We start from the raw sequence: 20260 nt of genomic DNA on the forward strand, positions 1-20260 counted from the left end.
GTATGTGCCCGCAGCCGACCGACGCTGCCCGAACCCAGGAGGAAGTCTCCGCGATGACCGACGAGCCGGTGCCCGCCGACCTGAGCAGACTCTGGCGACTACCGGATCGAGCGCGGCTCGGCCGACCGGCGGAGCTCGACGTCGAGCGCGTCGTGCGCGCCGCGGTGGAGCTGGCCGACCGGCGCGGCATCGGGGCGGTGACCCTGGCCGAAGTCGCCTCGACCCTCGGCTTCACGAAGATGGCGCTCTATCGCCACGTCGGCTCGAAGAACGAACTTTTCGAGTTGATGTCCGATCTCGCACTGGGCCCCGCACCGGACATCAGTTCCGACCCCGGACAGTGGCGCACCGGACTGCGCCGATGGGCGCACGCCCTTCGCGGGGTCCTACTCGCGCACCCGTGGCACGCGCAACTGCCGATCAGCGGACCACCGCGTGGACCCCACGCGATCGGTTGGCTGGACGCCGCGCTGCGCGCCCTCGCCGCGACCGAGCTCGATTGGGCGACCAAAGCGGGCATCGTGATGCTGGTGGACATGCATGTGCGGCAATCGAGTCTGCTCACCCAGCAATTGACGGATGCCAGGCAGGGCACCGGCCTGGACGAGGCCGACGTCAACCAGCACTACGGCGCGGCGCTGGCCCGGCTGGTCGATCCCCACACGCTCCCGCAGGCGGCCGCGCTGTTCGCCTCACCGCTGTTCCAGTCGCCGCCCGACGATCCGGCGGACGGCGACTTCGTCTTCGGCCTGGAACTGATCCTCAACGGCGTCGCCGCGGAGGTCGAAGGTAAGGCCTAGCGGCTATTTCCAGGCAGCCAGCAGGTTGGTCGCCTCGGCGCCCAATGCGGCCTGAAGGAACGGGCCGAAGCTGATGCGGGCGACGCCGAGGCCGGCGAAGTAGTCCTTGGCCGGGCTACCCGGTTGGCCGATCGCGTTGACCGGCAGCGGCAGCTCGGTGGTGAGCCGGCGCAGGTCGGCGTCGGCGTGCTTGCCCACCGGGTAGAGAACGTCGGCACCCGCTTCGGCAGCCAGGGTCAGGCGGGCGATGGCACGGTCGAGGCGGTCGGCCTCGTCGCCGTCCTGACGCACGAACAGGTCGGTGCGGGCGTTGACCACAACGTGCACGCCCGCCGCGTCGGCGGCTTCGCGCAGGCCGCGGACCAGGTCGGCGTGTTCGGCGGGCGAACGCAGGCGCTTGCCCTCGCTGTGCACCGTGTCCTCGATATTGAGGCCGACGGCGCCCGCGGCGAGCAGGCCGTCGATCAGTTGCAGCGGTTCGAGGCCGTACCCGGATTCGATGTCGACCGAGACCGGGACCTCGACCGAGGCGGTGACCTGGGTGACGCGGGCCAGGAGTTCGTCGAAACTCATCCCCTCACCGTCGGCGCGGCCGATCGAGTCGGCGACCGGGTGGCTGCCCATGGTCAGGCCCGAAAAACCGGCCGCCACAGCGACATTCGCCGACCATGCGTCCCAGACGGTCGGCAGCACCACCGGATTTCCCGGACGGTGCAGTTCGAGCAGAGTCTTCGCCTTGGCATCCAGAGAAGTCATACCCGCGATGATGCCCGAGGCGTCCGACAAGAGCTATACGCAGCCGGATTTCGGCGGGCAGTTCACCTGGACATCGAGCACGCGCGCACCAGGACCCTCCGCACCGAGCCGGTCGTGCTCGTTGACGAGTTTGCACGAGCCGAGCGACAGGCAGCCGCAGCCGATGCAGCCGGTCAGGTTGTCGCGCAGGCGCACGAGCTGGGTGATGCGGTCGTCGAGATCCTCGCGCCAGGTGGTCGACAGGTTCTCCCAGTCGCGACGAGTCGGGGTGCGCCCCTCGGGGAGCCGGTCCAAGGCCGAGCGAATCTCACTGAGTGGGATACCGACCCGCTGCGAGATACGGATGAAGGCGACCCGGCGCAAGGTCTCGCGAGAATATCGACGTTGATTGCCACTGGTTCGACGGCTCGATATGAGACCTTCGCGTTCGTAGAAGTGCAACGCGGACACTGCAACTCCACTACGATCGGATAGCTGCCCGGGGGTCAGCTCCTTCGTTTGCCAATCGGCCATCGTCATCTATAGCTCCTCCCACTACCACCTAAACAATACTTCAGGTATTCGTGTCGTGTACGAAAAATGGGCGGAACACGCGCCCGAGCGGCGGTCACCGACGAGCAGCCGCGGCCGAACCCAGCGCGTTGCAGCTCGCAGACACGCGGTCCTCGCATTACGGTTTGCAGATGGGAACCGCCCCCGACTCGCGCCTGACCGTCACCTCCGAGGTCGGCCAGCTACGGACGGTGCTGCTGCACCGCCCCGGCGCAGAACTACGCCGACTCACCCCGAGCAACAACGACCAGCTGCTGTTCGACGGCATCCCCTGGGTCGAGCGCGCACAAGCCGAACACGACGCCTTCGCCACCGTACTGCGCGAGCGCGGCGTAGAGGTGCTGTTACTGGCAGACCTGCTGACCGAAACCCTCAGCGCCAGTGGGGCAGCCAGGATCCAGGGCATCTCGGCGGCAGTCGACGCGCGCAGGCTCGGCCACGGCCTGGCCGACCAGCTCGCCGCCGAACTGCGCAAATTCGACGCCCCGTCGCTCGCCGACATCCTGATGGCCGGAATGACCTTCGACGAGCTGCCGTTCGGCCCCGACGCCACCTCACTGGTGCGGCGCATGCACCACGGCGGCGATTTCGTCGTCGATCCGCTCCCGAATCTGCTGTTCACCCGCGATTCCTCGTTCTGGGTCGGCCCGAAGGTCGCGATCACCTCGCTGGCCCTGCCCGCCCGCAGCCGCGAAACCTCCATCACCGACCTCGTCTACGCGTTCCATCCACGTTTCCTCGGCGTGCGCCGGGCCTACGAGTCACACACCGCGCCGATCGAAGGCGGCGATGTGCTGCTGCTCGCCAAAGGTGTTGTCGCCGTGGGTGTCGGCGAGCGAACGACCCCCGCGGGCGCGGAAGCGCTGGCGCGCAGCCTGTTCGACGACGAGCTCGCGCACACCGTGCTGGTGGTGCCGATCGCGCAGAACCGGGCCACCATGCACCTCGACACGGTCTGCACCATGGTCGACACCGACGCGGTGGTGATGTATCCGGGCGTGCGGAAATCATTGGAGGCGTTCACCATCCGCCGCGAGGACGGCTTCTCCGCACGCGGTGACCTCGAGCGCATCAGCATCACCGGACCCGAACCGTTCCTGCCCGCCGCCGCCGCGGCGATGGGCATTCCGAAGCTGCGCGTGATCGACACCGGCCGCGAGGGGCCCGACGCCGAACGCGAACAGTGGGACGACGGCAACAACACCCTCGCCCTCGCGCCCGGCGTGGTCGTGGCCTACGAACGCAACGAGATGACCAACTCGCGCCTGACCGAGGCGGGTATCGAGGTGGTCACCATCAGCGGCTCGGAGCTGGGCTCCGGCCGCGGCGGTCCGCGCTGTATGTCCTGCCCGCTGTCCCGAGACGAGGTGTGAGCATCGTGTTCCACGTCGAGCTGTCCACCGATTCCTCGCAGCCGCCCTACGAGCAGCTGCGCATGGCCGTGATCGAACAGGTCCGCGCGGGCACCCTCCCCGCGGGCACCAAGATCCCCACGGTCCGCGCGCTGGCCGCCGATCTCGGCATCGCCCCCAACACCGTCGCCCGCGCCTACCGCGAACTGGAGTCCGACGGCGTGCTCGAAACCCGTGGCCGCCAAGGCTCTTTCATCGCCTCCTCCGGCGACCCCACCCGCGATATCGCCAGCCGCGCCGCCGTCGACTACGTGACCACGGTCCGGCGGCTCGGACTCGACGACACAGCCGCCGTCGAACTTGTCCATCGCGCGTTGGGTAACTAGCGCCGATCGGTGCCGCTCACACCGAGGGAAGTAGCTCCGAGCTCCCTCGGCGTGAGCAGAGCGATGACCGATCAGGCAGGGTAGTTGAGGAAGAGCGTGATCATGCCGTCCGGGTGAGTCAGGTGGCAACTCGCATTCGCACCAGGATTCTCCCGCAGGTAGTCGGATTTCGCCTGGCTGCAACCATCGGTCGTGGTGTGCTTACTGATCTCGATCGGCCGATCATCGGCGATGGCGGGTGCGGCAGCGATACCCGCCGCGCCGATCGCGATGGCGATGGCAGCAATAGTCTTTGCGATCAATGGATTTCCCCTCCAGAGTGTTTCACATCAGCGTTGGTCCTCGACAAACTTGATCGAGCGACAGTTCTTTCACCGCGAAGAAATCGCGAAAGCCCCCAGCTTTCAAGGGCTTTCACCGCGAGGCAAAAGTCCCGTCGTCGAGCATAGCGCGGTCTTAGCCGTTCGTCGACGGGTCTAGCGCCAACTGGGTAGCCACAGGTGGTCCTGCCAGTTGGCCGGGGTGATCGGTTGGCCGGTGAGGATCGGCCACAGCCAGACGAAGTTCGCGATCACCACGCCGAGATAGATGCTGACGATCAGCAGGCCGAGCGCGTAACGCTCGTTCACGGGGGCGGGGAGGTAGGTGCCTGTCGGACTTCGCGGTATCCCGGCGGGTCTGGCCGAGCCGAGTATGTCGCCAAGGGCCAACGCTGTCCCCATCACCAAAAACGGTGCGAGCACCACCGCGTAGAAGAAGTACATCTGCCGATCCAGCGTCAGGAACCACGGCAGCAGCCCCGCGCCGTAGCCCACCAGCACCGCCGCGTAACGCCAGTCGCGACGCACGACCGAACGCCACACCATCCAGCAGATCAGGGGCAGCGCCAGCCACCACAGTGCGGGCGTGCCGACCGCCATCACTGCCTTGACACATTGCGGCTCACCACAGCCGGTCGCATTCTCGGGCGGCACGTAGTAATAGAGCATCGGGCGCAGGCCCATCGGCCAGGTCCACGGCTTGGACTCCCACGGATGGTGGTTGCCCGCCGAATTGGTGAGACTGGAATGGAAGTCGAGGGTCTCGCCCTGGTAGTACCAGAGCGAGCGCAGCGCGTCGGGCAGGAACGCGAACGCGCCACCGCTGCCGACCTGATTGCCCACCGCGTACCGGAACACCCCGTTCTCGCTGGCGAACCACGCCCAATACGAGGACAGGTACACCACCAGCGGAATCACCACCAGCGCGTACAGCGCGGGCCCCACGTCGCGCACCATCGCGCCCAGCCACGGTTTGCGCACCCCGTACGCGCGGCGCGCGCTCACGTCGAAGGCCACGCTGAGCAGGCCGAAGAACATGATGTAGTAGATGCCCGACCACTTGGTGCCGCACGCGAGCCCGAGCAGCACGCCCGCGCCGAACCGCCACCAGCGCACGCCCAGCCGCGGACCCCAGTCCGAGACGCCGACCCGCCCGGCCAGATCCGCGCGAGCCATCCGCTCGCGCATTTCGTCGCGGTCGACTATCAGACAGCCGAACGCCGCGGTGACCAGCAGCGACATGAAGATGTCGAGCATGCCGATGCGCGAGGAGACGAAGGTCAGGCTCTCGGCGATGAGCAGCACACCCGCGAACGCGCCGATCAGCGTCGAGCGGGCCATCCGGCGCACGATCCGCACCACGAGCAGCACCAGGATCGTGCCCGCCAGCGCCGCCGTGCCACGCCAGCCCCACGCGTTGTAGCCGAAGATCGCCTCACTGAGGGCGATGAACTGCTTGCCGACGGGTGGGTGCACGACCAGGCCGTAGGCGGGGTTGTCCTCCACGCCGCCGCCGGTGACCATCTGCCAGGCCTGTGGGGCGTAATGCTTTTCGTCGAAGACGGGAGTGCGCGCGTCGGTCGGATAGTTCAGGTTGATGAACCTGGTCAGCGCGGCGATAACGGTGAGCACCGCGGTGACGAGCCAGCCGCGCGCGGTGTCGAGCGGACCGAAATCGGGGGCCGGGCGCAGCGGCGCGGGACTGACCGACGCCGACACGGGACGCGACGGAGGCATCGCGCGCTCATCGGTCACCGGGATCACGCCCCGATCGTAGGCGGTGCCACCCACGAAGTCCGACCCGACACTTGTGCCCCCTCGTTTCCCCACCTACGCGCCCTCGGGCGCGGCTCCCCCGCCTGACAGAATGAACACGCGCCATCTACGCACGCGGCTTCCGGGCGACCGAATACCGCCTGGCCGCACTGCTCGCCGCACTCGATCGCCTGCGGGGAGAACTTACCGGAGAGGTCGGACAACACTGTGTTGGTCTTAGCGGCAACCCCCATGGGCGACATCGGCGACGCCTCGCAGCGACTGCGCGACGCGCTCGGTTCGGCCGACGTGGTCGCGGCCGAGGACACCCGCCGCACGAAATCGCTCGCGAAGGCACTCGGCGTCGAGATCACCGGCCGCATCGTCAGCTTCTACGACCATGTGGAAGCCGCCCGTATCCCCGCCCTGCTCGACGACATCGCGAACGGTCTGACAGTCCTGCTGGTCACCGATGCCGGCATGCCGTCGGTGAGCGACCCCGGCTATCGCCTGGTCGCCGCCGCCGTCGACCGTGATCTCCCGGTCACCTGCCTGCCCGGCCCCTCGGCGGTCACCACCGCGCTGGCCCTGTCCGGTCTCCCGGTGGAACGCTTCTGTTTCGACGGCTTCGCCCCGCGCAAGGGCGGCCAGCGCCGAGAGTGGTTGCGTACCTTGGCCTCCGAACAGCGCGCCATCGTCTTCTTCGAAGCACCCCACCGCCTGGCCGACTGTATGGCCGACGCGGTCGCGGTCCTCGGCCCCGACCGTCGCGCCGCCATCTGCCGCGAACTCACCAAAACCTACGAGGAGGTCGTCCGCGGCACGCTCGGCGAACTGGCCGCCTGGTCCGCCGATGGCGCCCGCGGTGAGATCACCGTGGTTCTCGAAGGCTCCCAACCGGTTTCGGCCGAGCCCGCCGAACTGGTCGACGAGGTCGAGACACTGGTGGCAGGCGGCATGCGGCTCAAGGACGCCTGCGCCGAGGTCTCCGCAGGCCGGGGAGCCTCCCGCCGCGAGCTCTACGACGCCGTCCTGGCGGCCCGCTCGGAGAGCTGAGCCCGAACGCCGAGCCTGCCCGATCAGCGACCCAGCACCGCGAGCATTCCCGCGACCGCGCGGGGCCAGCCGAATTGCTCGGCGCGCGAGCGGGCAGCTCGACGGCGGCCGGAGGTGGGCATGGCCAAGACATCGGTGACAGCCTGCGCGAAGGCACGGGGCCGATCGGCGGCGATGGCCCCGCATTCGGCGGTGACGATATCGGCGAGGGCGGACGAGCGGCTCGCCACGACCGGAGTGCCCGCGGCCAAGGCCTCCAGAGCAGCGAGGCCGAAGGTCTCGTGCGGGCCCGGCGCCAGTGAAACGTCCGCGGTGGCGAGGAGTTTCGCCACCATCGCGCGTTCGTTGATGAAGCCGGTGAAGTGGACCGCGGGCTCGCCACCGGGCAGGGCGGGCAGGGTGCGGGCGCGGCGTTCGAGCGACTCGCGCCGCGGCCCGTCGCCTGCGACGACCAGCCGGGCGGGTACGCCGGCGCGATGCAGGGCGCCGACCGCCTCGATACTGCGGTCGACACGCTTCTCCACCGACAGCCGACCGCAATGCACCAGCATCGGATGCCCGGCGACGCCGAGATCGGCGCGCAAGCCGGAGTCACGGCGTCGTGGACTGAACAGATCGAGGTCGACCCCGAGCGGGACCAGTTCCACGTTCGGCGCACCGATCCGCAGGAATTCCTCCCGCGCGAAGTCGGTGGTGCACACGACCATGTCGTAGTCGGCTGCCGTGCGCCGGTTGGCCACGTCGGCGCAGCGGCGCGCGGCGGGTCCGGGCAGGAACTGGCCGAGCAGCCGGTCGAGGCGCTCGTGCGAGATCATCACGCTCGCCACCCCCCGCCGCCCCGCCCACCGGCCGAAACCGCGCAGCGTGAGCCGGTCCGACACCTCGAGCACGTCCGGCGACAACCCGGACAACACGTCGGCCACCCGCCGCGGATCCGCCGCGCGATACCCACCTGTCCACGGAATTCCCAACGCGGGCAGAGTAATTCGCAACGCACCGGTGGGCAGAACCTCCTCCGAACGCCGCGACCCCGGCACGATCAGCACCACTTCGTGCCCCGCCGCCACATAGCCCTCACCGAGGTGGTGCAGGGCAGTGCGCAACCCACCCGATCGCGGGCCATAGAAGTTGGCAAGCTGCACGATGCGCACACGCCGATCGTCGCGCCGCGCGGGTTACCTCCGGGTCCTGCCCGAGGAACGGGAGGTGAACAGCGTCGAAAGATGCGGCTCAGTGCGCGACGAGCGAGCCGTCACCGGCCGACCACACCCGCAGCAGCCCGTGCCCCGTACCCATGGCCACCAGTTCGGCCTGCGCGGTGATCCACTCCCCGACCGCGAACCGCACCCGCAGCGCCAGTCGCCTGCCGGTACCCGGAGTGCGGGCCAGGTCGCGGCAGGCGTCCCGCAGCGTGGCGAGATCATCAGGATCGATGACGGGTCGCTCCACCAGCCAGCGATCCAGCGGGGGCAGCGGTGGTCCGGCCCATTCGTAGATCAGGGCGCTGGTCAGCTCGATGATGCCGACGCCGACACCGCTGCTCTGCGAAACGGCGCGCAACATGGCCGTATCGGGATCGGCGGCGGGCTGGGCGGTGTCGAGCTCGGGAATCGCGTGCATCAGCGCGCTGATCCGGCGTTGCGCGGGTACCGCCCTGGTGATCATCTGGAAGTGGCGGACCTCGTCGTCGTCGCCCGCCATGTCGACCTCGCCCTGCCACAGGCCACCGTCGTCGATGCGCGCGACCATCGCGAAGTACTCGATGCGCCCGTCGAAGCGCGCCATCCGGCCGAATGCCTCGGGCGGCGTGCGGATCACCCGGACCTGTTCGGGGTCCCTGGCGAAGACGAGTTCCTCCAGACCGGGTCCGTGATGGGCGAGCTCGGTGTCGGCATCCCAGTCCCAGGCGGCAACTCGGCGCGGTGGCGGGATCGGGGTATCGACGGCTCCGGCCCACAGCCGCACCCCGTGGACGCCGCCGTAAGCGCACGGCACCGGTTCGGTCACCACCAGCGTGTCCGCCTCGACCAGGCGCTGCGCGTGCCCGTCCGCGTGGCAGCGCCGCACCGCCTCTGTCGCGATCCGCGCGCGGGACGGGCCGAGAACCCGACGCAGCGAGCCGAGCCCGGACCAGTGCCTCGGGTGCGCGCCCGCGGCGACCACCGTCGGCTCACCACCGGGGAAAAGGGTCTCCACCAGGAGCCAATCGTCGGACGGCATCGCCGCGATTCAGCTCGACGCCACGCCACGACCCGCGCGCGGCAGGTCGAGGTCGAGCGGGATACGTCCTTCGCGCAGGTGCGCCTCGACTTCCTCACCCGGCATCGGCCTGGCGATGAGGAACCCCTGCGCGCGGTAGCAGCCGAGACCGACCAGCGTCCTGGCCGCCATCGGCGTCTCCACTCCCTCGCCCACCACGCCGAGGCCGAACGACCCGGCCAGCCCGATGATCGACTTCACGATCGCCAGGTCGTCGTCGCTGTCGCCGAGCCGCTGCACGAAACCGCGGTCGATCTTCACGGCGTCGACGGGCAGCGCCTTGAGATGGGAGAGCGAGCTGTAGCCGGTACCGAAATCGTCGATGGCGATCTGCACGCCCATCCGTTTCAGGCCGCGCAGGGTGAGTCTGGTTCGCACGAGGTCTTGCACGACGACGTGCTCGGTGATCTCCAGGCAGACGGAACTGCCGTCGATGCCGTACAGGCGGAGAATGTCCTCGATGCGCTCGACGAAATCGGCGCTCACCAGCTGGACCGGGGACACATTGATCCGGATCACCACATTGGCGGCCAGCCCGCGGCGGCGCCAGTCGGCGAATTGCGAACAAGCCGACCGGATCACCCACCGGCCGAGTTCGCCCGCCAGGTTGGTGGCCTCGGCGACGGCGACGAACGCGCCGGGCGGCAGGAGTCCGCGCGTGGGGTGCTGCCAGCGCACCAGCGCTTCCAGCGCCACGATGCGTCCGGTGCGCAGGTCGACCTCGGGCTGATAGTGCAGCACCATCGACCCGTCGGACACCGCGCTGCGCAGGTTGACCTCGACGTCGTCCTGTAACTCGAACTGGACCCGCATGGCGTCGGTGAACACCGCGATCCCGTTGCCACCACCGGATTTCGCCGAAAGCAACGCGTGGTCGGCACGGCGCAGCACGTCCGACACCGTCGTCTCGCCGGGCACACCGAGCGCCACGCCGACGCTGACCCCGCGGCTCACCGATTCCTGCCCGACCGAGACCCGGCGCCCGACCAGCTCCTGGATCCGGTTCGCCTCCAGTTCGGCGGCCACCGCGTCCATCGTCTTGGCGGGCACGATGACGAACTCGTCGCCGCCCAGGCGCGCGATCATGTCCTCGGGGGCGAAGTTCTTGCGCAACCTGGCCGCGAGCGTGCGGATGAAATTGTCGCCCGCGTTGTGCCCGAGGAAGTCGTTGAGCGCTTTGAGCCGATCGAGGTCGAGGAAGAAGGTCGCGACCGGACCCTCGTTCCCGGGCGCGAGCCGTTCCTCCATGTGCTCGAGCAGCGCGCGCCGGTTGGCCAGGCCGGTGAGATCGTCGTGCGAGGCGATGTAGCGCAGCCGGTCCTCGGCCTCCACCCTGGCCTGTAGCTGGGCGAACAGGGCCGCGATCGCCTTGAGCACATTGACCTCGCGGGTGGTCCACGCCCGGTCACCGCGCCGGACGAAGCCGAGCGCGCCGATGGACACCCCGCGCGAGACCAGGGGAACACAGGCGGTCACCATCGAGGGCATGCCGGTGGTCTGCCTGATCATCTCCTGGTAGTCGGGGTATTCATCGCCTCGGCTGACGATGATCGGCTCGACGGCGTTCTCGCTGGCCAGGAACAACGAGTCGGCCTCGGCGAAGTCGATGACGCGTAAAGGGTCGGGGTCGGGCACGTAGGGCCGGCGCGGCCACTCGGCGATCAGCACGGTCTGGCGCTGCTCACGCACGGTGTGGCGCAGATAGGCGAACTCGACGTCGAAGTAGTCCACCAGGCTCGCGAGCACGCGCTCGCTGGCCACGACCATGGTCGTGGCGTCGACGCCCATCAACTCCGAGGCGACCTGCGTCACCAACGAGTCGAGGTTTCGCCGAGGCACCGTTTCTCCGATCGTGCTATCTGTCAGTTCCCTGAACCGAGTACCGGGAGCCTGGCGCTCCGTACTGTCGGCGCGGGCGCATAGCTCAGTCGTAATACTGCCGTGACCGTCTCGTGCCCGGGAATTCCCATCAGTGCGGAGAACCGTTTGTGGATCGAGGCCAGTGTATCTGTGAATCCTGCGGATACGTTGCGCAAATCGTTGTCGTCACGGACGTAGAGGAAAACCGGGGACATCGGCTGGACCGCGAGGCCCAGCTTCTGCGCGGCAATCCACACGCGCTCGACGGCGGAACCGCCACGCACATAATCGGCCAGATCAGCGTCGGCACCGGCTGGGCAGGTGACCGCGATCAGCGCCGAGCCGGACGAAATCCGCTGGCGCGCGTAGTCGCCCAGCGCCGCGCCGCCGGACCAGTTCCGCAGGTAGGCCATCACATCGGCACGCCCGCCGATGGCCAGTTTGGCGTACTCGTCGGAGGCCAGCTCCATGGTTCGCAGATCGAGCCCGGTTCTGAAATCGTCAGCGGGCCAGCGCAATTCACCGAACATCTCCGCGTGCAGCCGGGGCGTCAGGTAGCGGACGCGGTCGGATTCGGCGAGGAGTTCGGCGACCTCGCCGAGCCCGGCGCGATCGGTGACCCCGCGCACGAACGCGCCTTCCGCCGCAGCCGAAACAGCCAGTGCATCAAGCACTTCCGGTGCCAAGGTGCGCTCGTCGCCGAGGTGCCGGTTGGTGGCACGGGTCAGCATTCCAGGGTAATCGGCGGCCAGTTCCGGGTCGGCCCGCGCACCGAGGTGCAGCACCGCCGACACGGGCGCCGTACCGCCGAGCACGATCTCGTGCGTCCCCAGCAAACCCTGAGCTGCGGCGGCGACGCGGGCGTTGTAGAGGGCCGCGCCGAGAGCCACCGCGCTGCCACGGAATCCGATATCCATCCCGGAGGTACGCGCCGGGTCGACCGCGAGATGCACGGCGGAACCGTCGACGCGCACCACCCACGGCTGCGCGTTGCCACCCGACGGCGCGCGTTCGATGCCGTGCAGGATGCGGGCGATCGATGTGTGCGGCTCGTCGAGCTCGTCGAGCGGTACGGCGTCGGCCGTGAATCCGCGGTCACCTCGATCGGGCTCGCCGAGGCTGTCGAGTTCGCGCTCGAGGTCGACGCGAATTCGCCCGGACGGCAGTGCCTGATCGAGGCCGATCCGGCGCACCGCCGTGGCGATGATGGCAGCGCCGAGCCCGACATCGCTGCCGAGCTGGGGCCACGTGGTCACCGTCTCGTCGATTTCGGTGAGGCTGGCGGCGAGCCGGGCCGAGAGCTGATCCGGGTCGAGGATCCGCATCACGTGCGGGGCCTTGTCGCGGTTCGACAAGCCGCGCAGATCAGCTCTCGTCGTCTCGCCGAGCAGGCCGTGGAACGGCGGCCGATCGGGTTCGAGATCGAATCGCTCGACATCGAACAGACCTCGATCATTGGTCTCCATCAGCACCGGGATGCGGTGCCGCCTGGCCGCCTCGCGGGCGGCGAGTTTCACGTCGAGGGAATCGCAGACCTCGACCACCACCGACAGCCCGGTCAGGAATTCGTCCATCGAGGACTCGTCGACGCCCGCCGGGAAGATCTCGACGGGCAGATACGGGTCGAGTTCGGCGATCCGCCGACCGGTGACGACACACTTGTTGAGCCCGATGTCGAACAGCCCACCGGGAATCCGATTCAGATTCGACAGCTCGACGGTGTCGAAGTCGGCGATCCGCAGCAGCCCGCAGGCGCCCTCCAGCGCGGCGACGTAGGCGATCTCGTGCCCCGCGCTCTGCCCGATGACGCCGACCGACTGGCCGCGCAGCTGCCGTTGCTCGGCGATGGTCAGCTTGTTCCGGTTGCGGTCCTGCCGAACAGCGCGAAACGCGGTGGCGCCGACGATGGCGACCAGCGCGCAGCGCCACGGGTAGTACACCCAGCGATCGTCGGCCGGGTCCGCGTCGGGCGCGGCTTTGAGCCGGGCCAGTTCCGATCGCATCGCGGGACGCAGATCGCTCACCGAGATACCGGGGAGCTCCCGCAGGCGTGCCAGCTCGGCCGCGTCGGCGGGGACCGCGTCATCGAGCACCGACGCTCGGAAGACGTCGGTGGGCGCGAGGTCTCGGATCATGGGCGTCGCACTTCGAGCAGTTGCGCGCGCTCGACGTCGATCAGATCGCGCTGTGTCGGTGTCGCCGCCGACAGATCGGACAGATCCCACCACACCGGCACGGTGGTGTACCGCTCGTCCGGGTAGGACACGGCGGGAATGCCGGGATCCTGGCGTGCCCCACTCGATCGGTAGGACTCGAGCTGATGCAGGGGGCTGACGCCGAACCCGTACCGCACGTCGAGCAGCCAGGTGACGTGGACGACGCCGCGGGCCACCAACGCGCCGAGTTCCGGCCTGCGCGGGACCGACCGTATCGACCACCCGCCCTTGGATTCGACGACTCCGTGCGGCACCTTGGCGTCGACGGAGGCGCGCAACGCGGCCTCGCCTGGAGTGCCGAGCCATGGGTGGAATCCGGGGATGTCGTCAGCGGTCGCGTGCGGCCCGTGCGCGCGCAGGCCGGCCACCACCGACCCGTCAGGATCGATCGCGACGAGGAACAGCGACGTCGAACGGCCGTCGGCGAGGGTCTCGACATCGAGCGCGTCCTGAACTCCGTAGTGCCGGTAACCATTCAGCGCACCCTCGAGATACCGATCCCACAGTGCCGGATCTTCCGCTGGTGAACAGATGCGGACATGGCATCCAGAGCTGCTGTCGAGGTACCGCAACCCGCCCGCATTCGCACCGACCACCCGGTTATCCGAGCCGGTGTGAGCCGACACCCTCATACAACTCCGTACCTACACCCACGTCGGCTTTGTCCGACCAGCCAAAGATTTCCTACGCAGTATCCGTCATTCGGCAGGAATGCACCATACGAGTGGCTAATTTTCCGGTAACCTTCTGAGCCAGTTGAAATAATCCCAGGTCAGAACGGGTGAATACGCGAGAGGCGGTCGAGTCAAGACCGATCGGTTCGAATTCGGCTAACTTTCAGCTATCAACCGTGATCGATACGAACAATTCCACCGTGTCGGGACCGTGCCACACTTCGATCTCCTCGCGGTAGGCGCGGGAGATCTCGGCCGACGCCGTCGCGTCGTCGACCTGGGCCCAGACGTCTTCCACCGGGTCGTGATAGTCGCCGTTGGGCGCGAAACGGGCGTAGATACCCTTGGGAACTCGCAGCATGAGATCGCCGACCGGTACGTCGTCCGGAGTCGCGTATTCGCGTGCCACCAGCGCGTTCCAGTTGCCCGCCGGGTCGGGCACGTAGACCGTGTGCAGCGGTTCGCCGCCGCCGGGGCGGTCGCGCAGCCGGTCCTTGAGGAACTCGATCAGGTCGCTGTTGCTCACCTTAAAGCTCGGATGCACCTTCGGTACCGCCAGGCCGCCGTACAGCGCCGCGCCACGGACCACGATCGAATAGGTCATCGTGGGTCGACCGCCAGGTACAGGTCGATCTTGTAGGCGTGCGGGTAGCACTCGAAATCGCCGGTGAAGGTGCGCTTGATCTGGTTGTGCTCCTCGGCGTAGGCGATCTGGGTCCAGAGATCCGTCATCACCTGCGGGAAATTACCGACCGAGGAGAAGCGCGCGTAGGTGCCGCGCGGCAACCGGGCCGCCAGATGTCCGCGGGTAACCTGATCGAGCGACTCGCACCGATAGCCCACGATCTGGGTGTTGTACGTACTCAGCTCACCGGTGTAGTCGGTATAGGCGCTGGCCAGAGGCCCGCCGAGATCCTGATGCAGAACCGCCGACCATGCCGTTTCGAGGTCACGGTCGCGGAGCTCACCGAGTGCGCGTTTGGGACTGCGAACCGGAAGACCGGCCACCCAGGTCTCGTCCCGCTCGACGATTTCGAACTGCAATTGACGACTCTCTCGAAGGGTCCTGCTCGGGTTGCGCCATGCTATCAAACCCCACCCTAACCATATCTGAGCTGGACAAACGTCCACCACTTCCGTACGGATACCCGGCGCTATTGTTCGATTCATCTCCATGCTCTAAGCTCCCGCGCTCGTGTGGGTACGCGCGGAGCTCGAACCGCGAAAACAAGTCGTGCGGTGGGCCGGGGTCGTCATCGCCGCGGTCCTCCTCGGGTATCTCGCTGTGCTGCTGGGGGATTCGCGACACTTCTATACCGACGACACCGAGGCGCAATACGTGCCGATGTGGCAGTTGCTCGGTACCGAATTGCGGGCGGGGCGGTTCCCGGCGATGGTGCCGTGGGAATGGATGGCGGGCAACTACAGCCTCGAGGAAGCCGGGCTCTACAACCCCGCGCAGCTGCTGGTGTACCTGCTGGCGCCCTCGTTCGACAATCTCGCGCTGTACGCGACCGCCGTGAAGTTCGTATTCTCCGCGATCGCCGCACTCGGCGTCTTCCGCATCTGCCTGGCCTACGGCGCCCGCGCGCCATGGGCCGCGGTCGCGGGCGTGGCGTTTCCGTTCAGCGGATGGTTCCTGTTCTTCGACGAGGCCAGCTGGTTCACCTCGCAGACCGGCACCGCCTGGCTGGTGCACGCCTGGGCCTCCGCTGTCCTCTACGCGCGAGGCCGAACCGGGCCGATCCCGCTGTTCGTGTTCCTGTATCTGGCGCTGACCATCCAATACGCGTTTCCCGCAGTCGAATCCGGCTTGATGATCGCCACCGTCGCCGCGGGCGAATACCTGTACCAGCGCAGGTGGGCGCCGGTCGTGCGACTGCTCACCGCGTCCGGGCTCGCGGTGCTCGCGTCCATGATCGCCAACCTGCCGATCCTGCTGTCCTCGCAGGCCACCTGGCGCGGCGACGTCTCCACCATCCACAACGACCCGTTCCTGACCGTCCCGTGGTCGGAATCGCTCAACGCGAGCCTGCCGAGCACCGTCCCCGCGTTCACCGCGTGGTGGGGGCATGTGCAGCCGCTACCGATGGTCTACATCGCGTGGTTCGTGATTCCCGCGCTCGCCTTCATCGATTGGAAGTCCGCGGCACGCCATGCCGCCTCGTGGAGCGGCATCGCACTGTTCGCGGTGGCGACCCTGATGTGGACGGCGGGGCCGGGAGCGATCGGTCCGCTCCGGTGGCCGGCGCGCGTGTTGCCGATGCTCGCGATCGCGCTGCTGGTGCTGGTGTGCGTGCTGATCAGTCGCTACGGCGATTTCACCGCGTCGCGGCGACGGTACGCCGCGGCGGGTGCGCTGATCGCGTTGCTGTTCATCCGATCGTTCTCCGCCGCACCGAAACTCGTCGAACGCCACGCCCTCGCCGTGTTCGTGGTGGTCGGGCTCGGGGCCGGGGTGGTGTGGCTGGCGCGCACGCGCGGGATCGCCGCCGCGGCCGCGCTGACCATTGCCACGACCTTCCCGATCGCGTTCGTCCAGGTGGCGTCGGCGCCCCGGACTCCGATGTCGTACGGATTCGCCGAGCAGCGCTCGGACATGACCGCCGCGTTCCCCGATTTCGGCGGTCGCACACTGCAATTGGCGGACCGGATCATGGTGCGCGACGAAGAGCGCACGCTCGCAGGCACTTACGGCTCCATCGCGCTGGGCAGCTATGCCAAGAACCTCGGATTGCAGTACGTGAACGGGTACACGCCCGTCGGGCACGCCGCCTTCGCGGGCTTGCTGTGCATGGCATGGGACGGCGGCACCTGCCCTGACGCGTACCGGAGGGTCTTCGCCGTCGAGCCGTCGACCGACACACCGATCGTCGATCTGATGCGCCTGGATCGCATTGTCCTGCAACGCAGTCAGTATCCCCATGCCGGAACCGAGCCCGCCCCCGCGGGCTGGAAGTTCGTCCACTACCCCGGTCACGAACACCAGATCTGGGTCCTCGAGCGAGTCAACCCCCTACCCTCCCCCGGCGACCTGATCGCCCACGAATCCGGCGTACACGCCACCGTTATGCCCGAGGCAGGTCTCACCAACCGCGCCACCGTCTCCTCCGGCACCGGCGGCCGAATCGTGCTGTCCCGCCTGGCCTGGCCCGGCTACACAGCCACCCTCGGCAACAGCGAAATCCCCATCCGAGCAGTAGCAGGCACCTTCGTAGCGGTCGACATCCCACCCGGCACCCACAACGCGACCCTCACCGTCACCTGGCGCCCACCCGGCCTACCCATCAGCCTCACCACAGCCCTACTGGCCCTGATCGGCATCGCGTTGCTGCAGTGGTGGTTCCGCAGAACCCGCCAGAGAACCCTGCCCGAAACCCTCGAACCCGAAGCCTCGACCCCCCAACTGGTCACCGTGATACCCACCCCACCGAACTCAACCCCCACACTCCCGACCACACCGCCCAGTCCCCGCGTTCAATAACCACGCGGCGCTACCCCTCACCCGTCCCGGTGCCACTCCTCGTGCTGGAACCCCTCACCCGATAGCCCTGGCCAAATGCGGCCAAGCCTCGTGCAGGTCAGCCTGGAACTGCCCCCACGTATGAGACCCGGTCGCCCGATGCACATGCACAGCCGGTATCCCCAACTGTTTCAACCGCCCAGCGAACGCAGCCGTACACGCCCCCGCGAGAGCTTCGATCGGCGGCATCGGCAACCCCCGATCCTGCGCACCGGGAAACCCCGTAGCCGCAGACAGGAAAATGGTCTTCCCCGCGAGCCGCCCCGCGTTGGCGAAGACGTCATGCTCCCGCCACCCCGGCCCACCAGGAATCCCCCACATATTCCCCGGATTCCCCCCACCACGCACCGCCTGCGCGCTGGCCATCGCGATTCCCATCGGATCCGAAGCCCACGGGCAACCGCTCAGCGCCGCCACCGCGGAAAACCGTGATCCACTCTGAATCGCCAGATCCAGCGCCGACGACGCACTCATCGACACCCCGGCGATGGCATTGCGCCCACTCGTCTCCAGCGCACCATCGATAACCCCGGGCAGCTCCTGCGTCAGATACGTCTCCCACCGCACCCGGCCGACCCCCGGATCATCGGAAATCCAGTCGGTGTACAACGTGAACGCCCCACCGACCGGCATCACCACGTTCACGAACTTGTCGGCGAAGAAGCTACGCACGTCGGTGTCGTCCCACCACGAGATCCCGTCCACCCCACCACCGGCCCCGGTGAGCAGATACAGCGTGGGAGCCCCGGCCCCCGCCGCCTTGATCACGTTGTTCTGGATCACCCGCCCCATCGCGGGCGAGTACACATCGATCTGAGCGGACCTGCCACCCAGCGGCGCCTCCCCCGCCACATACGCCCCCGGATCGGCCGATGCCTTCGCACCCCCGAGAGCGGCAACAATCGCGCACACCACAGCAAGCCAGGTTCTCGACGCAGTCACCTAACCGGTATACCCCGCATCTCGGGGTCCACTCCGCCGAACACACCGGCGCGCCGTCGGCCGAGATCGGGCAGTGACCAGGCTCACGATCCAGCGTGAGACCAGCTTCGATATCCCCGGGACCTGCACCTTTCGATGAGCCCCTGTCGGCGCGAATCCGAAAAACCAGGTGATTTGTGTCGTACCCGCCCGGAATACTGACCGGCGCCCGATGAGTTGGACCGACGGAATCCGTCTCTTCTCTTGTGGTGCCGGGACGTCGTCGACTCGGCATCGGGCCACAGCTCACGCCCCGCCGTTTCCCCATGTTTTCCGGAGGTTACCCCGATGCCAGCCGATCTATCCACGCCGACGACGAAGGGCAAGACACCGACCGTCATCCGCGTGCTGGTGCTCGCGACCTTCGTCGTCATCCTCAACGAAACCATCATGATCAACGCGATCCCGCGGTTGATGAGCGATCTCCATGTCACCGAGGTCGCCGCGCAGTGGGTCTCCACCGCGTTCATGCTCACGATGGCCGCCATCATCCCCACCACGGGCTGGTTCCTGCAGCGGGTCACCACCCGTCAGGCCTATGCGGCCGCGATGGGCGTGTTCATCGCAGGCACCGTGATCTCGGCACTCGCGCCGACGTTCGCGGTGCTGCTGATCGGCCGCGTCATCCAGGCCGGTGGCACCGCGGTGATGATGCCGCTGCTGATGACCACCCTGATGACCGTGGTGGCGGAGCAGGACCGTGGCCGTGTGATGGGCAACGTCACCCTGGCCATCTCGGTCGCGCCTGCCATGGGTCCGGTGATCTCGGGCCTGATCCTGCAGATCGCCATCCCGGGAATCGACTCCTGGCGACTGCTGTTCGTGGTGATGCTGCCGATCGCCGGTCTGGTCACCTGGCTGGGTCTGCGTCAGCTGGAGAACGTCGGCGAGCCGCAGCCGGGCACGCTCGATCTCCCCAGTGTGGCACTGGCGGCCCTCGGCTTCGGTGGGCTGGTGTTCGGGCTGAGCAAGTTCCACGGTGACAGCTACTCCACCGCGGTACTGATCACCGCCGGTGGCGTCGCGCTGATCGCGGCGTTCGCGCTGCGCCAGGTCAGCTTGCAGCGCAACGGGACCCCGCTGCTGGATCTGCGGGTCCTGCTGCAGGGCACCTACACCAAGGCGCTGGTCCTGATGTCGGTCGCGTTCCTGGCGATGATGGGCTCGATGATCCTGCTGCCGCTGTACCTGCAGAACCTGCGCGGTCTGAGCCCGCTGGAGACCGGCCTGCTGGTGATGCCGGGCGGTCTGGCGATGGGTCTGCTCGGTCCGACCGTGGGCAAGCTGTTCGACAAGTTCGGTGGTCGGGCGCTGGTGATCCCAGGCTCGATCGGTATCGCCGCCTCGCTGGCCGGTTTCACCCAGATCTCGATGGACATGCCGTACTGGCAGCTGCTCGGTCTGCACATTTTGCTGATGGTGTCGCTGGCCGCAACGTTCACTCCGGTGTTCACCCTCGGCCTCGGCGCACTGCCGATGCACCTGTACTCGCACGGTAGCTCGATGCTGGGCACCATCCAGCAGGTGGCGGCGGCCTTCGGCACCGCGCTGGTCGTCACGGTCATGTCGGCCCGCAGCACCTCGCTCATCGAGGCGGGCACCCCGCCTGCCGTAGCCACCCTCGACGGCATGCGCCTGGCCTTCTTGATCTCGGCCGTCCTGGCGCTGGTCGTGATCGCGATGGCGGTCCTGCTGCCCAACCGCGCGGCGACCGACCCGCACGCCGCGCCCGTGCAGGACGACGTGGATGCACCGGAGCTGGTCAAGAAC

Annotated in this window: 18 protein-coding genes; 6 read left to right on the forward strand and 12 right to left on the reverse strand. The window is 67.9% G+C overall.

Features of this window, described 5'->3' with window-relative positions:
- A partial coding sequence (locus ACFWF3_RS01810) for a TetR/AcrR family transcriptional regulator (RefSeq protein ID WP_379312054.1) occupies positions 1 to 800 on the forward strand: 800 nt, incomplete at its 5' end.
- Positions 801 to 803: 3 nt separating this feature from the next.
- On the opposite strand, the gene ACFWF3_RS01815 is transcribed toward ACFWF3_RS01810, so the two are convergent.
- Both ACFWF3_RS01815 and soxR read right to left on the reverse strand, forming a co-directional pair.
- Positions 804 to 1556, reverse strand: a complete 753-nt coding sequence (locus ACFWF3_RS01815; RefSeq protein ID WP_379312055.1) for an isocitrate lyase/phosphoenolpyruvate mutase family protein — start codon at positions 1554 to 1556, stop codon at positions 804 to 806.
- A gap of 33 nt (positions 1557 to 1589) precedes the next feature.
- The gene (gene soxR / locus ACFWF3_RS01820; RefSeq protein ID WP_101465780.1) at positions 1590 to 2075 is read right to left on the reverse strand and encodes a redox-sensitive transcriptional activator SoxR; all 486 of its coding nucleotides are present in this window, start codon (positions 2073 to 2075) and stop codon (positions 1590 to 1592) included.
- A gap of 164 nt (positions 2076 to 2239) precedes the next feature.
- Between soxR and arcA the strand changes: the two genes are divergently transcribed.
- Together arcA and ACFWF3_RS01830 are read left to right on the forward strand one after the other, a co-directional pair.
- Positions 2240 to 3481, forward strand: a complete 1242-nt coding sequence (arcA, locus tag ACFWF3_RS01825; protein WP_379312056.1) for an arginine deiminase — start codon at positions 2240 to 2242, stop codon at positions 3479 to 3481.
- A gap of 5 nt (positions 3482 to 3486) precedes the next feature.
- A complete protein-coding gene (locus tag ACFWF3_RS01830; RefSeq protein ID WP_379312063.1) occupies positions 3487 to 3846 on the forward strand; it encodes a GntR family transcriptional regulator in 360 nt (119 codons plus the stop codon).
- A 71-nt stretch (positions 3847 to 3917) separates the two neighbouring features.
- Here ACFWF3_RS01830 and ACFWF3_RS01835 read toward each other — a convergent pair whose 3' ends face one another.
- Positions 3918 to 4148: a hypothetical protein gene (locus ACFWF3_RS01835; RefSeq protein ID WP_379312057.1), complete on the reverse strand. Its 231-nt coding sequence runs from the start codon at positions 4146 to 4148 to the stop codon at positions 3918 to 3920.
- A 174-nt stretch (positions 4149 to 4322) separates the two neighbouring features.
- On the reverse strand, positions 4323 to 5930 hold the full coding sequence (locus tag ACFWF3_RS01840) for a dolichyl-phosphate-mannose--protein mannosyltransferase (RefSeq protein WP_379312058.1): 1608 nt from the start codon (positions 5928 to 5930) through the stop codon (positions 4323 to 4325).
- A 177-nt stretch (positions 5931 to 6107) separates the two neighbouring features.
- Here ACFWF3_RS01840 and rsmI point away from each other — a divergent pair, with 177 nt between their 5' ends.
- Entirely contained in the window at positions 6108 to 6977 is an 870-nt protein-coding gene (rsmI, locus tag ACFWF3_RS01845) for a 16S rRNA (cytidine(1402)-2'-O)-methyltransferase (protein ID WP_379312064.1), read from the forward strand.
- 23 nt (positions 6978 to 7000) lie between these two features.
- On the opposite strand, the gene ACFWF3_RS01850 is transcribed toward rsmI, so the two are convergent.
- The 7 genes from ACFWF3_RS01850 to ACFWF3_RS01880 form a co-directional block, all read right to left on the reverse strand.
- A complete protein-coding gene (locus tag ACFWF3_RS01850; protein WP_378993229.1) occupies positions 7001 to 8128 on the reverse strand; it encodes a glycosyltransferase in 1128 nt (375 codons plus the stop codon).
- A gap of 79 nt (positions 8129 to 8207) precedes the next feature.
- The gene (locus ACFWF3_RS01855; protein ID WP_379312059.1) at positions 8208 to 9197 is read right to left on the reverse strand and encodes a GAF domain-containing protein; all 990 of its coding nucleotides are present in this window, start codon (positions 9195 to 9197) and stop codon (positions 8208 to 8210) included.
- A 9-nt stretch (positions 9198 to 9206) separates the two neighbouring features.
- The gene (locus tag ACFWF3_RS01860) at positions 9207 to 11075 is read right to left on the reverse strand and encodes a putative bifunctional diguanylate cyclase/phosphodiesterase (RefSeq protein WP_378993231.1); all 1869 of its coding nucleotides are present in this window, start codon (positions 11073 to 11075) and stop codon (positions 9207 to 9209) included.
- A gap of 23 nt (positions 11076 to 11098) precedes the next feature.
- Entirely contained in the window at positions 11099 to 13231 is a 2133-nt protein-coding gene (locus ACFWF3_RS01865; RefSeq protein ID WP_379312060.1) for an Rv1355c family protein, read from the reverse strand.
- Positions 13228 to 13944, reverse strand: a complete 717-nt coding sequence (locus ACFWF3_RS01870) for a hypothetical protein (RefSeq protein WP_378993234.1) — start codon at positions 13942 to 13944, stop codon at positions 13228 to 13230. The genes ACFWF3_RS01865 and ACFWF3_RS01870 overlap by 4 nt, the downstream gene beginning before the upstream one ends.
- Positions 13945 to 14149: 205 nt before the next feature.
- The gene (locus ACFWF3_RS01875) at positions 14150 to 14590 is read right to left on the reverse strand and encodes an AraC family transcriptional regulator (RefSeq protein WP_378635974.1); all 441 of its coding nucleotides are present in this window, start codon (positions 14588 to 14590) and stop codon (positions 14150 to 14152) included.
- Positions 14587 to 15030, reverse strand: a complete 444-nt coding sequence (locus ACFWF3_RS01880) for a GyrI-like domain-containing protein (RefSeq protein ID WP_378993237.1) — start codon at positions 15028 to 15030, stop codon at positions 14587 to 14589. The genes ACFWF3_RS01875 and ACFWF3_RS01880 overlap by 4 nt, the downstream gene beginning before the upstream one ends.
- A gap of 190 nt (positions 15031 to 15220) precedes the next feature.
- Here ACFWF3_RS01880 and ACFWF3_RS01885 point away from each other — a divergent pair, with 190 nt between their 5' ends.
- Positions 15221 to 17470 (forward strand): hypothetical protein, encoded by a 2250-nt coding sequence (locus ACFWF3_RS01885; RefSeq protein ID WP_379312061.1) that lies wholly within the window; start codon positions 15221 to 15223, stop codon positions 17468 to 17470.
- Positions 17471 to 17524: 54 nt separating this feature from the next.
- On the opposite strand, the gene ACFWF3_RS01890 is transcribed toward ACFWF3_RS01885, so the two are convergent.
- Positions 17525 to 18451 (reverse strand): alpha/beta hydrolase, encoded by a 927-nt coding sequence (locus tag ACFWF3_RS01890; protein ID WP_379312062.1) that lies wholly within the window; start codon positions 18449 to 18451, stop codon positions 17525 to 17527.
- 327 nt (positions 18452 to 18778) lie between these two features.
- Between ACFWF3_RS01890 and ACFWF3_RS01895 the strand changes: the two genes are divergently transcribed.
- On the forward strand, positions 18779 to 20260 hold a 1482-nt coding region (locus ACFWF3_RS01895), incomplete at its 3' end, for an MDR family MFS transporter (RefSeq protein WP_378993242.1).

It is taken from the genome of Nocardia sp. NPDC060220, from assembly GCF_042727815.1.
In the GTDB taxonomy this organism is placed as follows: domain Bacteria; phylum Actinomycetota; class Actinomycetes; order Mycobacteriales; family Mycobacteriaceae; genus Nocardia.

Bases quoted from the DNA above. Each gene is read 5' to 3' on its own strand.
- ACFWF3_RS01865 (WP_379312060.1), bottom strand. From the start codon at position 13,231: ATGATCCGAGACCTCGCGCCCACCGACGTCTTCCGAGCGTCGGTGCTC.
- soxR (WP_101465780.1), bottom strand. From the start codon at position 2,075: ATGACGATGGCCGATTGGCAAACGAAGGAGCTGACCCCCGGGCAGCTA.
- ACFWF3_RS01815 (WP_379312055.1), bottom strand. From the start codon at position 1,556: ATGACTTCTCTGGATGCCAAGGCGAAGACTCTGCTCGAACTGCACCGT.
- ACFWF3_RS01870 (WP_378993234.1), bottom strand. From the start codon at position 13,944: ATGAGGGTGTCGGCTCACACCGGCTCGGATAACCGGGTGGTCGGTGCG.
- arcA (WP_379312056.1), top strand. From the start codon at position 2,240: ATGGGAACCGCCCCCGACTCGCGCCTGACCGTCACCTCCGAGGTCGGC.
- ACFWF3_RS01875 (WP_378635974.1), bottom strand. From the start codon at position 14,590: ATGACCTATTCGATCGTGGTCCGTGGCGCGGCGCTGTACGGCGGCCTG.
- ACFWF3_RS01855 (WP_379312059.1), bottom strand. From the start codon at position 9,197: ATGCCGTCCGACGATTGGCTCCTGGTGGAGACCCTTTTCCCCGGTGGT.